The organism is Streptomyces hebeiensis (assembly GCF_052983195.1).
In genome coordinates this window covers 441,864-455,564 of the sequence record NZ_CM129812.1, presented here as the reverse complement: position 1 = coordinate 455,564, position 13,701 = coordinate 441,864, and the positions used below count along the sequence as shown (strand labels likewise).

Annotated in this window: 11 protein-coding genes; 5 read left to right on the top strand and 6 right to left on the bottom strand. The window is 72.2% G+C overall.

What is annotated here, in order from left to right; genetic code table 11:
• Window positions 1-70: 70 nt before the first annotated feature.
• From ctaF to ACU6P3_RS01895, 4 genes are all read right to left on the bottom strand, one after another.
• Window positions 71-460: an aa3-type cytochrome oxidase subunit IV gene (gene ctaF / locus ACU6P3_RS01910; RefSeq protein WP_447195611.1), complete on the bottom strand. Its 390-nt coding sequence runs from the start codon at window positions 458-460 to the stop codon at window positions 71-73.
• Window positions 457-2,115, bottom strand: coding sequence for an aa3-type cytochrome oxidase subunit I (gene ctaD / locus ACU6P3_RS01905; protein WP_447198179.1), 1,659 nt, complete (start codon window positions 2,113-2,115; stop codon window positions 457-459). Before ctaD ends, ctaF begins: the two co-directional genes overlap by 4 nt.
• 257 nt (window positions 2,116-2,372) lie before the next feature.
• On the bottom strand, window positions 2,373-3,740 hold the full coding sequence (locus ACU6P3_RS01900; protein WP_447195610.1) for an MFS transporter: 1,368 nt from the start codon (window positions 3,738-3,740) through the stop codon (window positions 2,373-2,375).
• 154 nt (window positions 3,741-3,894) lie between these two features.
• Window positions 3,895-5,034 (bottom strand): enolase C-terminal domain-like protein, encoded by a 1,140-nt coding sequence (locus tag ACU6P3_RS01895; protein WP_447195609.1) that lies wholly within the window; start codon window positions 5,032-5,034, stop codon window positions 3,895-3,897.
• Between the two features lie 256 nt (window positions 5,035-5,290).
• On the opposite strand from ACU6P3_RS01895, the gene ACU6P3_RS01890 reads away from it, so the two are divergent.
• The 5 genes from ACU6P3_RS01890 (at window position 5,291) to ACU6P3_RS01870 (ending at window position 11,692) form a co-directional block, all read left to right on the top strand.
• Complete coding sequence (locus ACU6P3_RS01890) at window positions 5,291-6,715, top strand: type III PLP-dependent enzyme domain-containing protein (RefSeq protein WP_447198178.1); 1,425 nt, start codon at window positions 5,291-5,293, stop codon at window positions 6,713-6,715.
• Window positions 6,712-8,040 (top strand): pyridoxal-phosphate dependent enzyme, encoded by a 1,329-nt coding sequence (locus ACU6P3_RS01885; RefSeq protein WP_344274861.1) that lies wholly within the window; start codon window positions 6,712-6,714, stop codon window positions 8,038-8,040. The genes ACU6P3_RS01890 and ACU6P3_RS01885 overlap by 4 nt, the downstream gene beginning before the upstream one ends.
• 4 nt (window positions 8,041-8,044) lie before the next feature.
• Window positions 8,045-9,265: an aminotransferase class V-fold PLP-dependent enzyme gene (locus ACU6P3_RS01880; protein WP_344274864.1), complete on the top strand. Its 1,221-nt coding sequence runs from the start codon at window positions 8,045-8,047 to the stop codon at window positions 9,263-9,265.
• Between the two features lie 110 nt (window positions 9,266-9,375).
• Complete coding sequence (locus ACU6P3_RS01875) at window positions 9,376-10,137, top strand: class I SAM-dependent methyltransferase (protein WP_447195608.1); 762 nt, start codon at window positions 9,376-9,378, stop codon at window positions 10,135-10,137.
• 229 nt (window positions 10,138-10,366) lie between these two features.
• Window positions 10,367-11,692 (top strand): sulfite oxidase, encoded by a 1,326-nt coding sequence (locus ACU6P3_RS01870; protein WP_447195607.1) that lies wholly within the window; start codon window positions 10,367-10,369, stop codon window positions 11,690-11,692.
• A gap of 70 nt (window positions 11,693-11,762) precedes the next feature.
• Here ACU6P3_RS01870 and ACU6P3_RS01865 read toward each other — a convergent pair whose 3' ends face one another.
• Together ACU6P3_RS01865 and ACU6P3_RS01860 are read right to left on the bottom strand one after the other, a co-directional pair.
• Complete coding sequence (locus ACU6P3_RS01865; RefSeq protein ID WP_447195606.1) at window positions 11,763-12,467, bottom strand: alpha/beta fold hydrolase; 705 nt, start codon at window positions 12,465-12,467, stop codon at window positions 11,763-11,765.
• Between the two features lie 121 nt (window positions 12,468-12,588).
• Window positions 12,589-13,578, bottom strand: a complete 990-nt coding sequence (locus tag ACU6P3_RS01860) for a LacI family DNA-binding transcriptional regulator (RefSeq protein ID WP_447195605.1) — start codon at window positions 13,576-13,578, stop codon at window positions 12,589-12,591.
• Between the last annotated feature and the right edge of the window lie 123 nt (window positions 13,579-13,701).

The following is a 13,701-nucleotide window of genomic DNA, read 5'->3' as shown; positions in this document are numbered from 1 at the left end:
GCCGTCCCACCCCCGGAGCCTGTCGCGCTCGGCCGTCCGGGGGACGCGCGGGAGGTCGCGGCCGCCGTCGTCAGTCGTCGCGGCCCGCGAACTGGAAGACCATCCCCGTGACGCCCGCGACGGTGACGCCGAGGCCGATGAGGAACAGCCACAGACCGTAGACGACACCCAGCCCGAGGAAGGCCGCGCCGAGGGCCGTCATGGGCGGGTACGCGCTGTACGGCGGGAAGAAGTCCAGCGGCCCTGTCCGGTCCTTGACGTCGGCGTCGCGCCGGTCCTCGGGCCGCTCGCCCCTGCGTCGGTGGTTCGCGGCGCAGAAGAACGAGACGACCGCCGCCATCAGGAAGGACACGGCCAGCGCGGCGGAGCCGGCGGGCTCCCGGGCGAACCAGATGTAGAACGTGTCCGTCACCAGGAAGAACAGGGCGACTCCCGCGAACAGACGGGCCTCGGTCTTCACGCGCTCTGCTTTCCGTGCGTGTCCGGTGTCGGCCGCTCGGCGCCCCGCTCGTGCCGTGGCAGGCTCATGAATTCCGGGTGGTGCAGGTCGAAGGCGGGGGAGTCCGAGCGAATCCGGGGCAGGGCGTGGAAGTTGTGCCGCGGTGGCGGGCAGGAGGTGGCCCACTCCAGCGACCGCCCGTACCCCCAGGGGTCGTGGACGTCCACCGTGGGCGCGTAACGAGCCGTTTTCCAGACGTTGTACAGGAACGGCAGCGTGGACAGACCCAGCAGGAACGCGCCCATCGACGAGATGGTGTTGAGCGTGGTGAACCCGTCCGCCGCGAGGTAGTCCGCGTACCGGCGGGGCATCCCGCCCTCGCCGAGCCAGTGCTGGACCAGGAACGTCGCCTGGAAGCCCGCGAAGAGCGTCCAGAAGTGGATCCGGCCGAGGCGTTCGTCCAGCATGCGGCCGGTCCACTTCGGCCACCAGAAGTAGAACCCGGCGAACGTGGCGAAGACGATCGTTCCGAAGAGCACGTAGTGCAGATGGGCCACGACGAAGTAGGTGTCGGTGACCTGGAAGTCCAGCGGCGGCGAGGCGAGCAGCACCCCGCTCAGGCCGCCGAGCAGGAACGTCACCATAAAGCCGGTCGACCACAGCATCGGAGTCTCGAAGGAGACGCTGCCGTGCCACATCGTGCCGATCCAGTTGAAGAACTTCACCCCGGTCGGTACCGCGATCAGGAACGACATCATGGAGAAGAACGGGAGGAACACCGCGCCGGTGGCGAACATGTGGTGCGCCCACACCGTCGCCGACAGCATGGTGATGGCGATCGTGGCGCCCACCATGCCCATGTAACCGAAGGTCGGCTTGCGGCTGAAGACGGGCACGATCTCCGTGATCACGCCGAAGAAGGGCAGCGCGACGATGTACACCTCGGGATGGCCGAAGAACCAGAACAGGTGCTGCCAGAGGAGCGCGCCGCCGTTGGCCGCGTCGAAAATGTGCGCGCCGAACTTCCGGTCCGCCTCCAGGGCCAGCAGTGCGGCGGTGAGCACGGGAAAGGCCAGCAGGGCCAGGACGGAGGTGAAGAGGATGTTCCAGGTGAAGATCGGCATCCGGAACATCGTCATGCCCGGGGCACGCAGCGAGACGATGGTCGCGATGAAGTTCACCGAGCCCAGCGTGGTGCTCAGGCCGGCCAGTACGAGCCCCGTCGCCCACAGGTCGCCGCCCGCCCCCGGCGTGCGGACCGCGCTGTTCAACGGCGCGTAGGCGAACCAGCCGAACGACGCCGCGCCCCCGGGGACGACGAAGCCGGAGACGACCATCAGCCCCCCGAAGAGGAACAGCCAGTAGGTCAGCGCGTTGAGCCGGGGAAAGGCCACGTCCGGCGCCCCGATCTGCAGGGGCATGATCGCGTTGGCGAACCCGGCGAAGGTCGGCGTGGCGAAGAGCAGCATCATGATCGTGCCGTGAATGGTGAACAACTGGTTGTACTGCTCGTTGCTGACGACCTGGAGGCCGGGGCGCGCCAGCTCCGCCCGCATGAGCATCGCGAGCGCGCCCGCCAGCAGAAAGAACCCGAACGACGTCACCAGGTACATGCTGCCGATCGTCTTGTGATCGGTGGTGGTCAGATAGTTCCTGAGCCGGCTGCCCATGCTGATCCGGGTGTCGGCCGCGGGGGCCGGCGGCTCTCCGCGCAGGTCCTTCTCCAACTGCGACACGGCCCCTCCCGAGACGTACGACGACAGGCGACGGGACGCCGGGTGACGCCGCTGGCACAGGGCCCGGACCGCGTCGCACCGCCGCTGCTCTGTAGCCAGACGGGCCGGTACGCAAACCGGCGCTGGGCCGAACGGCGGCCGGGCGGTACGGCGGCGGACGGTGCGCGGCCGTACGCCGCGACACCGGGCACGGCCGGTCACGATCCCCGCGCACGGCCGGACCACGCCGAGGCCGCGGCGAGGTCGCGGGGATAGGTACGAAGTGCCGCCAGGCCGAGCAGCCCCGCCCCCACGAGCGGTGCCAGGCAGACGAGAAAGGCCCACTTCAGGCCGTCGCGGGTGAAGACGTCGGCGGCCAGGTACCCGAAGACGAGGGGAGCGGAGAACTCCCCCAGGGTGCGCAGCGTGGTCCTGACCGCCTCGGCCCGCCCCCAGATCCCCGGCGGGACGACATCGAGCCGGGCGGCGTCCAGGGGCGGGTTCGGGGCGGTGAGCAGTGCGGTGCCCAGCGCCAGCAGCGGTGCCGCGGCGAGCGCGGAGGTGGAGAGGATGGCGGGTGCGAGAGCCAGCGGCGCCGCCAGGGAGGCCAGCACGGGCACGATGATCCGCCCGTTCACGTATCCGCGGTCCAGCAGCCGGTCGGCGGTGCGGCCGCCCAGGAACAGTCCGCCGACGCCCGCCACCCCGACGACCAGGATGAACAGCCCGGCCGCGGCCCGGCCGAGGCCGTAGTGCTGGGTCGCGAACAGGACGGCGAAGGTGCGCACGCCGGCGAAGAAGAAGTAGCCGAGGGCGGAGGCGGTGATGATGACGATGACGGTCCTGATCCGCAGCACCATGAGCACCGCCTGCCAGAACGACAGCGCGGCGGGGTCCGCGCCCGGCGGCGCGCCGGGCCCCGGCCGGGCGTTCCCCGGGCCGGTCCCGGGGTGCGGCCGGGCGCCCGCCGGGCCGTGGCCGTTCCCGGGCCCGGCCCGTCCTCCGATGTACGCAGGCTGCCCGCCCCGGGCGGGTTCCCTGGCGCGCCGGACGACATGAGCGAGGAGCAGGGCGGGGAGGGCGGGCCAGGCCAGGGACAGCCGCCACGAGCTCAGGGCCGCGGCACCGCTGGAGACGAGGTAGCCGGCACCGGTGCCCAGCAGCTCTCCGGCGAGGACGTATCCGTACAGCCGGGCGCGTTCGGCCGCCGGGAAGTAGTCGCCGACGAGCGAGGCGACGGTGGGTCCGGCGGTGACGGTGACCGCGCTGAGCAGCACCCGGGCGGCGAGCAGCCAGGCGAAGGACGAGACCGCCCCGGACAGCGCCGTCGCCACCGCCCACAACAGGATGCTGGTGCCGAGCAGACGGACGCGGTTCACCCGGTCGGTCAGCGCGCCGACCGGGAGGGTGAAGACGGCCCCGGTGAGCGCCGTGGCGGACGCCAGCAGACCGATGCCCGCGTGACTGACGCCGAAGGCGTGCTCCAGGCTGCCCGCGTTCACCGCCAGGGTCGCCTTGTCCGCGCCGTCGAGACTCGTCACCGCGGCGAGCAGCGCGACACTCCTGAGCCGTTCCGCCCCGCCCACCTGGCGCCTGAGCGGAGCCAGTGGCTCGCGAAGCCACCGAGCCGCCCGGCCGGGCAGTTTCGGCCGGATCCTCGGAGACTTCCGGTTCTTCGGGTTCGTCGAGGACTTCGGGCCGCGTTCCCCGCTCTCCGCCACTCGCCCGCCCGGTCGTCGCTCAGGAGCCGTACACGCGGTACGGCTCGGCGTCGGCGCACTTGACCTCCAGGCCGAGACCGGGGCGAGCGGGATCCGGCCGCAGGACGCCCGCGTCGGGGGACAGGGTTCCGTCGAACAGCAGTCGCTCGACGCGGACGTGGTCGTGGAAGTACTCCAGGTGGCGCAGCCTCTCGACCGCGCAGAACGCGTGGGCGGACGTGGCGGGGGCGCAGTGGGCCGACAGGTCGGTCTGGTACTCGGCGGCGAGCCCCGCGATCCGCAGGAGCCCGGTGATGCCGCCGCAGCGGGTCACGTCGGCCTGGAGACAGTCCACCGCGCCGGCGGACAGCAGGCCGTGCGCGTCGCGCGGGAGGTACACGTACTCGCCCGCCGCCACCTCGAGCCGGCCGGGCCCGTGCTCGCGCACCAGCCTCAGTCCGTCGGGATCGTCGGAGCCGACCGGTTCCTCGAACCAGCGGACGTCCCACTCCTCGGCGAACCGCCGTGCCCAGTACACGGCCTCCTTGCGGGAGAGCGCGCCGTTGGCGTCGGTGAACAGCTCGGTGTCGTCGCCGATCGCCGCGCGTACGGCCGACAGCCGCTCCGGGTCCCGCCGCGGCTCTCGCGAGGTCTTCAGCTTCACCCGCGGGATGCCCCGTTCCACCCATCCGGACAGCTGTTCCACGAGCCGGGCGAGGGGGTAGTTGGTGAATCCTCCGCTGCCGTAGACGGGAACGCGGTCGTGGACGGCGGGCAGCGTACGGAACAGGGGGAGGCCGAGCAGCTTCGCCCTGAGGTCCCACAGCGCCACGTCCACCGCGGAGACCGCCATGGCGCCCACCCCGGGCCGGCCGGCGTTGCGGATCTCGCCGAAGGCCCGCCGCCACAGCGCCGCCGGTGACTCGGCGTCGGCACCGCGCAGGAGGGGCGCGAGCGCGGACTCGACGAACGCGGCGACCGACACGTCGCCGTAGGTGTACCCCAGACCGGTGCACTCACCGGACCGCGGACAGACCAGCACGAGGGTCGTCGAACCCCACTCCAGCGTGCCGTCCTGCTCCCTGCCGTCCGGGCCGTCGGTGGGCACCTCGAACGCGTGTACCCGCACCGACTCGACGGTCCGCCCGCGGCCCACGTTCCGGATCCCCGTCCGAGCCATCGGACCTCCCTCACGGTGGGATGCTTCGGCTCCACCTGAGTGACCTGCGACGCGGAGCGGTAAACGGATCGCGGCCAGGGACCACCCGCCCGGACCGCCTCCCTCCGGGCCGTGGATCCGCAGTCGGCGCGTAAGCCCCTGCGAAAAGGGAAATGAATATCACTTGGAACGAGGACGGAAGATCGCGTACTCGAACGGAGGAGGGGTCTTGAGTGCAGCACTGCCTCTGTACCTGGAGCCGCGAACGGCGCCGCGCATGGCGGCGTTGCTCCGGGCGGAGGACTTCCTGCGCGGGCTCGTGGACGCGCTCGGGTCGCCGCTGAACGTGGTGCTCCCCGACCAGATCGCCGACAACGCGGCGGCCTTCCGGGCGATGTACGCCAAGCACCGGCTGGGCGGCCAGATCTGGTTCGCGCACAAGACGAACCGTTCCGCCGCCTTGATGCGCCGGCTCGCGGCCACCGGCGCCGGCGCCGATGTGGCGTCGCTCGGCGAGTTGCAGCACGCTCTCGGGGCCGGGTTCACCCCGGACCGGATCATGGCCACCGGCCCGAAGACGCCGGAGTTCCTGTGGCTCGCGGCCCGTACGGGAGCGACGGTCCATGTCGACGGCCGTGCCGAACTGGACGACCTGGCGGAGCTCGTGCGGGCGTACGCGTTACCCCGGGTACGAATCCTCCTGCGGCTGTCGGCGTTCGAGGCGCCCGGGGCCCGGGTGCTGAGCCGCACCAGCAGGTTCGGTTCGCCGGCCGGGGAACTGGACGGCCTGCTGAAGGCGGTGGCGGAGCACCACCAGGCCGTCGATCTGATCGGCGTGGGCTTCCATTTGGACACCACCAGCGTCGCGGAGAAGGCCGTGGCGCTCGAAGGAAGCGTCCGGGCCCTGGACGCGGTACGGGAGCGGGGACTGCGGCCCCGCGTCGTGGACATCGGGGGCGGGTTCGGCGTCAACTACCTCGCGCGGCGCGAGCAGTGGGAGCGCTACACGACCGAACTCACCAAGGCGGTCCTCGGGCAGCGCCCCGAACTGACGTGGCGCGGACACGGCTACGGACTGCGCGCCGAGGCCGGGACCGTGCGTGGTGCGCTCGGGCTCTATCCCGCCTACCGGCCGGCCGCGGGCGAGGAGTACCTCGACGAACTGCTGTCGGCCCCGGCGTCCTCCCTCGGCGGCCGTCCGCTGTCCGCGCTGCTCCTGGAGAACCTGTACGACCTCTATACGGAGCCCGGCCGCGCGCTGGCGGACCAGTGCGGGCTGACGCTCGCCCGGGTGCTGGAGGTGCGCCGCACGGAACGGGAGGACCACCTCGTACGCCTGGCGGCCAAGGCGGACGACATCGGCCTCGAGGACCACGGTGTCCTCATGGACCCGGTCGTGCTCGGGGCCGGGGGGACCCGCCCCGCCGGGAGTGATCCGGCGGCCGGGGTCTACCTGGCGGGTGGCCTCTGTCTGGAAGCGGATCTCATCTCGCGGAGGAAGGTCCACCTGCCGCGCCTGCCGGTCCCGGGCGACCTGCTGGGCTTTGTGAACACCGCCGGCTACTGCATGGACTTCCAGGCCAGTCGTGCCCAGCAACTGCCGGCCGCGCGGAAGGCCGCGGTGTGGCGCGACGGCGAGAGCTGGCGCTGGTGTCTGGACGAGCAGTACTGGCCGACGCTGTGTCGGGAGGGGAGCGCATGAGGTACGACAGCATCACCCAGGTCATCGGCAACACTCCGCTGGTGCGGATCGATCCGGCGGTGCACGGTCTGCGCCACATCGACCTGTACGCCAAGCTGGAGATGTTCAACCCCTTCGGCTCGGTCAAGGACCGGGCCGCCTGGAACATGGTCCGCCCGGGCCTGGCCGCCGCCAAGGAGCGGGACAGCCAGATCGTGGAGCTGTCCAGCGGCAACACGGCGAAGGCCCTGTCGGTCCTCGCCGGTATGCACGGCCTGTCGTTCAAGAGCGTCACCAACAGGATGCGGGTGCCCGAGATCAAGGAACTGCTCCTGCTGCTCGGCGCCGAGATAGAGGAACTGCCGGGGCGGAGCGAGTGCCTGGACCCGACCGACACCGAGGACCCGCTCACCCTCTTCCACCGGGCCCTCTCCGATCCGGACAGCGCCTACCTGCACACCGATCAGTACTACAACGACCGCAACACGGAGGCACACGCCCTGGGGACGGGACCGGAGATCGTGAAGGACCTGGACGGGCGCGTGCCGGACTGGTTCGTCGCGTGCGTGGGCACCGCCGGCTCCTCCACCGGTGTCGCCAGGGCCCTGCGCGAGCAGGATTCCCGGGTGCGGGTCGTCGGACTGGTCGCGGACAAGTCCGACTTCATCCCGGGCATCCGTACCATCGACGAAGTGCACGAGGTCGGTCTGTTCGACCCGGCCACCTACGACACGATGGAGCAGGTGACCTCGGACGAGGCCATCGACGGGATGCTCACCCTGGCCCGCCGCTGCGGCATACTCGCCGGGCCCACCGGAGGTGCCGCGTACTTCGGTACGGTGCGGCAACTGCGCGCGGCGGACGAGGAACTGACGGCGGACGGGGAACGCCGGTCCGCCGTCTTCATCGTCTGCGACCGCATCGAGAGCTACCTCAGCTACGTCAAGCAGCGCCGTCCCGAACTGACCGGGCGGCCCGCCCGCAAGAACTCGCTGCTGGACGTGGCAGAGGCCGACGTCGCGGCCGTCACGACCGTGGGGGTACCCGAGGCACGGGAGTGGATATCGCGGGAGCAACCCCTGGTGATCGACCTGCGCGGGCCGTCCGCGTACGCCGCCCTGCACATCGAGCACGCGATCAACATCACCGACGAACTGTTCGGGGAACTCGTGCGGGGCGGGCTGCCGTTCAGCAGGACGAAACCGGTGCTGCTGGCCTGCCCCGTCGGGGACAGATCGGCGCGCTACGCGGCCCTGCTGACCCGTATGGGACACACCGACGCCCGCAGCCTCGACGGTGGCATCATCGCCTGGCGCGATGCCGGCGCCCCCCTGGTCCGGGACTGACGAGATGACCGAGGAGGACGTCTCCCTGATCCGCGAGGAATCGTTCCCGGAGGACCTGAGCCGATGGCAACGCCCTCTGCGCGCCATGTTCCCGATCATCGCCGAGCATCCCGAACTCGTCTACCTGGACAGCGCCGCGACGTCCCAGAAGCCACGCGCGGTCCTGGACGCCGTCCAGACGTACCTGACCACCGTCAACGCCAACGCGGGCCGTGGCACCTATCCCTGGGCCAACGCGTCGACCGCACTGCTGGAGGACACGCGCGCCAGGATCAAGTCCTTCTTCGCCGACCCGGCGCCGGAGCGGTCGGACGTCTTCTTCACCAGCGGAACCACCGCGGGGCTGCGCTCGGTCGCGCTCGACTGGCTGCCCGGTGTCCTGACCGACGGTGACGAGATCGTCGTGCCGTTCGCCGATCACCAGGCGAATCTGGTCCCCTGGCTGGACCTCCAGAAGCTGCTGGCCGCCAGGGGCGTGCGGGTGACGGTGCGCGAGATGCCGTACCAGGCGGCCTCCGGCGACTACGACCCGGCGGCCCTCGCCGAGACGGTCGGGCCCCGGACCCGCTTCGTCGCGGCGACCCATGTGCACCACGTCTACGGCGCGGACATGAACGTCCAGCGCATTCGGCGGGCGGTCGGACCGGAGACACCCATCTGCCTCGACGCCGCGCAGAGCGTGGGGCACCTGCCGGTGTCCGTCGCCGACCTCGACGTGGATTTCGTGGTGTTCTCCGGGCACAAGGCCCTGGCGCTGCCGGGCTCGGGCGCCGTCTGGGCGCGTCAGGCGCGCGGGCCCCGGTTCGCCCCCGGCGGATGGGACGGCACCCCCAACACGGCGGGCGCCGCCGGACTGGCCGCCGCCCTCGACTGGCTGGAGGCGGCCGGGACGGACCGGATCGAGCGCTGGACCACGGCCCTCGCGCTCCGGCTCACCGACGGACTGCGGAAGCTGCCCCCCTACCAGGTGCTGGGCTGTCAGAAAAGCCTGGACCCGGGCAGCGGGGTACAGCCGCGCTGCGGCATCGTGACCTTCCGGCACCGCGACATCGGCGCGCACGACATGGGCTTCATCCTCTTCAGCCACGGCTTCATGGTCCGTACCGACGACCACTGCCAGTCGGGTGCGGGAGAGAAGACCAGTTCCGTGCGGGTCAGTGTGCACGTCTACAACACACCGGAGGAGATCGACCGGCTCCTCGACGTCCTGCGCACGCTGGAGTGACGCACCCGGAGAACGCGTTCGGGGCGCGCAGTGCGTAACGGGAACCGTTTTCAGTTACGGTAGATTGGGGGACCGGTCGGGTACGGGAACGAGTGAGGGCGGCACGGTCGATGGGGCTGAGCATGGCGGCGGCTGAATCGTGGGTGCGGCGGTGGGAGCGGCAGCAACTGCGCTACGCCGTCGACCGCGAGGAGCGGTTCACGGTGATCGCCGATGTCGTCGAGCACGTGACGGAGGGGCAGCCGTGCCCGCAGATCCTCGATCTCGGGTGCGGCCCCGGGTCCCTGGCGGCCCGGCTGGCCGCGCGCCTGCCGCGGGCGGAGATCGTGGCGGTCGACATGGACCCGCTGCTCCTGGAACTGGCCCGTACCCACCGCTCGGACGCCGCCCGCTATGTCGACACCGAGATCGGCGCGGCAGGATGGACCGAGGCCCTGGGGCTGCGGCGGCCCGTCGACGCGGCTGTCTCCACGACGGCCCTGCACTACCTCTCCGAGGCGGCGCTGCGGCGCACCTACGCCCAACTGGCCGCGATGCTGCGCCCGGGCGGCGTGCTGATCAACGCCGACCACCTGCGCCAGACCGGCGCCCGGCACGCCCGGATCGCGGCACACGTGGGCCGCTGCCGCGCCCGGCGGCAAGGGGTTTCCGCCCACGAGGACTGGGACACCTGGTGGGCGGCGTTGGCCGAGGACCCGGAACTCGCGGACCTGCTGGAGGAGCGCGAGCGGCGGGGCCCGATCACGGAGGCGGGCGACGCGCTCTCCCTGCCCCGCCACGTGGAGCTGCTGCGCCGGGCGGGCTTCGAACACGCGGCGCCCGTCTGGCAGTTCGGCGACAGCCATGTACTGGTGGCGACCCGGGCGGGCTGACGGCGCCGACGCCGCGGGGCCCCGAGCGCGGCGGTTCCCGCCGGTGCGCAGGGCTCGGTGGTCGACGCGCGCGACGCGCCCGAAACGCACGGGAGCGCACGTCGCGGGACGCTCTGCCACACGCCGTTCACACTGCCGCAGCACTACGGCCCTACGGTCGTGGGCGGTACACCCGTGCAACGGACCGTGCGGTCGCGTGTCGGCCCGGCGGAGGAGAGGAAACGCCATCATGAGAGACGTCTCCCGACCCGGCCCGGCCGATGAAGTCGCCTACGACCGGCTGCGGTCGGGGCAGTGGCTCGCCGGCGCGGCCAGGGCGGACGGGATGTCCCGCCGTCACCTGCTGGCCCTGCTCGCCACCGTATCCACGGCGGCGGCTCTGCCGTCCGCGTCACGGGCCGCCGCCGCGTCGACAGCCGGCCCCGGCGCCGCGTCCACCGTCACGTCCGCCACCGCGTCCGCCGGCGGAATCGTCAAGCCGCTGCCCGCCGAGTGGTTCACCGTACGCGGGACCAACGCCGAGACGCGGTGGCAGGCGCTGCGGGAGACCGGCTATCTGACGCCCGCAGACCGTTTCTTCGTCCGCAACCACACCACCACTCCCGTCATCGATCCGGCGCGGTGGCGCCTGAAGCTGTGGGGAAGCGGGTTGCGCGGCGCGCCCGGCCTCGACCGGGCCGTCGAGTTCGGCCTCGACGACCTGCGGGCGCTGCCCGCCGTCCGGCACACGGCCTTCGTCGAATGTGCGGGCAACGGCCGTTCGCTGTACGCCACTCAGCAGGGGCAGTCCGTCTCCGGCACGGCGTGGACCCTGGGCGCCGTCGGTGTCGCGCGGTGGGGCGGTGTCCGGCTGTCGGAGGTGCTGCGGCGGGCCGGGCTCGACCGCCGGGCGGTGGACGTCATGCCGCGTGGCCTGGATGACGAGTATGTGACGGAGGGGGTGAACCTGGGGCGGGTGCGCCGTCCCCTGCCGGTCGCCAAGGCGCTGGACGACGTGATCCTGGCGTACGAGATGAACGGCGAGCCGCTGCCGTACGACCACGGTCACCCGGTGCGGGTGCTGGTCCCCTCCTGGGTGGGCATCTCCTCGGTCAAGTGGGTCGGCGACATCGAGGTCTCCGCCGAACCGCTGTACTCGCCCTGGAACACCGACTTCTACCGGCTGTTCGGCCCCGCTCACCCGGAAGGGGGCGGGCCACCGCTGACCCGGCAGACGCTCAAGAGCGCCTTCGAACTCGCGAGCGGGGAGACGTTCGACGCGGGCCGCGAGTACGTTCTGCACGGCAGGTCCTGGTCCGGCGCCGGGGGAGTACGGGAGGTGTCGGTCAGCACCGACGCGGGTGCCACCTGGCGCCCGGCCCGCGCGCACGATGCCCCGCGCCGAGACGGCTGGACACGCTGGAGCGTCCCCTGGCGCCCCGCCACACCGGGCAGGACCGAACTTCTGGCACGCGCCACGGACACGGCCGGCCGGACGCAGCCCGTCGAGGCCACGCACAACACGCAGGGCTACTTCTTCGACGCCGTCGTCCGGCACCCGGTCACCGTCGTGTGAGCGTCACGGCGCGCCGGCGACCGTGACAGGGGGGCCGTGGCCGAAGCCGGCCGGTGGCCGAGCGCGCGGCTCAGCCGCCGGCACCGGCCGCGTCGAGAAGGATCCGCGCCAGTTCGCGTGGGCGGGAGAACATCGGCCAGTGGCCGGTGTCCATCTCGACCAGTCGCCAGCGCTCCCCGGTCAGCAGCGCGGCCACGTCCGCGCCCGGCTCCGGGCCGTCGAGCAGGCACTTGACGTACGTCGCCGGAAGCTCGCCGAGCGGGCGCGCCAGCACGGCCGGCTCGGTCAGCGTGGCGCCCGGGTGGGGTGTCGCTCCGCTGACGATCCGCGCGATCTGCTCATCACTCAGGTCCTGGCCCTCGTAGTCGGACGCGGACAGCGGGGGCCAGAAGCCCCCGTGCTCGGCTATCGACGCCTCCACCATCGCCCGGCCGTCCGGCCAGCCGGACACGAACGACTCGCCGTCCGCCGGGATGTCCGAGTCCACGAAGACCACGCGGGCCAGCCGGTCACCGATGCCGGCCGCGGCTTGACCGACCGGAATGCCCGCATAGCTGTGCCCGACCAGGACGACCTCGCGCAGATCACGGCGCTCGATCTCCTGGACGATATCCCGCACATGGGTCTGCTGTCCGGCGGGCGCGTCCCGCTTCTCGCCGAGGCCCGACAGCGTCAGCGGATGAGCGTCGTGCCCGGCCGCACGCAGCTCGTCCACCACGTCGTCCCACGCCCACGCCCCGAGCCACGCGCCTGCCACCAGTACGAAGGAAGTCATGGCGCCAACGTAACCGAGAGGTCGGACAGTCGCGCCGGGGCCGTCGATGGTGCCCCCGGCGGGCCGGCGCAGGCGTCACCGGACGGGGCCTCGACGGCGTGCGGCCGCGCCGCCGTCGCCCTCACCCGGTGGGCAGCCGGACGCCGACGGGGAGCCAGGACGACGCCCCCGCCGTACCGCCGCGCCGCTCGATCCGTTCGACGAGACATTCCGCGGCCACCCGGCCGAGCTGTTCGCCGTCCACGTCGATGGCGGGCACCCGGGTCATGCCGAGCGCGTCGAGGACCGAACGCTCAGCGCTGACGAGCACCTGGCCCGGCACGTCGACCCCGCGCCGGGCCAGGGCCGCCATCAGGCCCAGCGCCACCGACGTCGCGTACGGGACCACCGCGCTCGCCCCGCTGTCGAGGACCGCGTCGACGCTCTCCACGCCGGCGGTGAACGTGGCCGGTACCGGTCCCAGCATGCTGAGTTCGGCCCGCCCGAGCGCGGCGCGGTGCACCGCCTCGGAGCGCCGCAGGCTCTGCCACGAGCCGTGCGGCCCCCCGAGGTAGGCGATGCGCCGGTGCCCCGCCCCGGCCAGGTGTCCGACGACCTCGCCGAAGGCGCGGGCCACATCGGCGGAGACCGAGGTGATCCCCTCCACCTCGCGGTCGATGAGCACCGTGGGAGCGAGCCGGGCGACGGACCGGACGCTGTCGTCGTCGCCGCGCGGCGCGGTGAGGAGGAAACCGTCGACCTGGCGGGCGAGGCGGGCCAGGGCCGGGTGGTCGTCCGGTTCGTGCACCGCCACCGTCAGCTGCGATCCGGCCTCGGCGGCACGCGCCTGGGCGCCGTTGATGATGGGCGTGAAGAAGGTGTTCTCCAGCGTGGGCACGACGAGCGCGATCAGGCCGGTACGGCCGTGGGCCAGGGCGCGCGCCACCCGGCTGGGCTCGAAACCCAGTGTGACGGCGGCGTCGTGGACCCTGGCGATGGTGGCCGGGGCGACGAGATCGGGACGGCTCAGCGCCCGGGACGCCGTCGACTTCGACACGCCGGCGCGCCGGGCGACATCGTCGAGCGTGGGCACGGGCCGGCCGTCGGGACGCTCGTCGTCGGTGGGTTTCACGTCACCCTTTCCTTTCCGCCTTACCGGCGGGGTCCGCTTTCCGTCGGCTGGACGGATCAGGATTTACGCGATGTTTACATATGGGCCTGTGGCGCTCGGCCCGCTACGATCTAAGCTCCCTGG

Excerpts from the sequence above, each read along its gene's own strand:
- ACU6P3_RS01885 (WP_344274861.1), top strand. The coding sequence starts at position 6,712 with ATGAGGTACGACAGCATCACCCAGGTCATCGGCAACACTCCGCTGGTG.
- ACU6P3_RS01875 (WP_447195608.1), top strand. The coding sequence starts at position 9,376 with ATGGGGCTGAGCATGGCGGCGGCTGAATCGTGGGTGCGGCGGTGGGAG.
- ACU6P3_RS01880 (WP_344274864.1), top strand. The coding sequence starts at position 8,045 with ATGACCGAGGAGGACGTCTCCCTGATCCGCGAGGAATCGTTCCCGGAG.
- ACU6P3_RS01895 (WP_447195609.1), bottom strand. The coding sequence starts at position 5,034 with ATGGCTCGGACGGGGATCCGGAACGTGGGCCGCGGGCGGACCGTCGAG.
- ACU6P3_RS01865 (WP_447195606.1), bottom strand. The coding sequence starts at position 12,467 with ATGACTTCCTTCGTACTGGTGGCAGGCGCGTGGCTCGGGGCGTGGGCG.
- ACU6P3_RS01890 (WP_447198178.1), top strand. The coding sequence starts at position 5,291 with ATGGCGGCGTTGCTCCGGGCGGAGGACTTCCTGCGCGGGCTCGTGGAC.
- ACU6P3_RS01870 (WP_447195607.1), top strand. The coding sequence starts at position 10,367 with ATGAGAGACGTCTCCCGACCCGGCCCGGCCGATGAAGTCGCCTACGAC.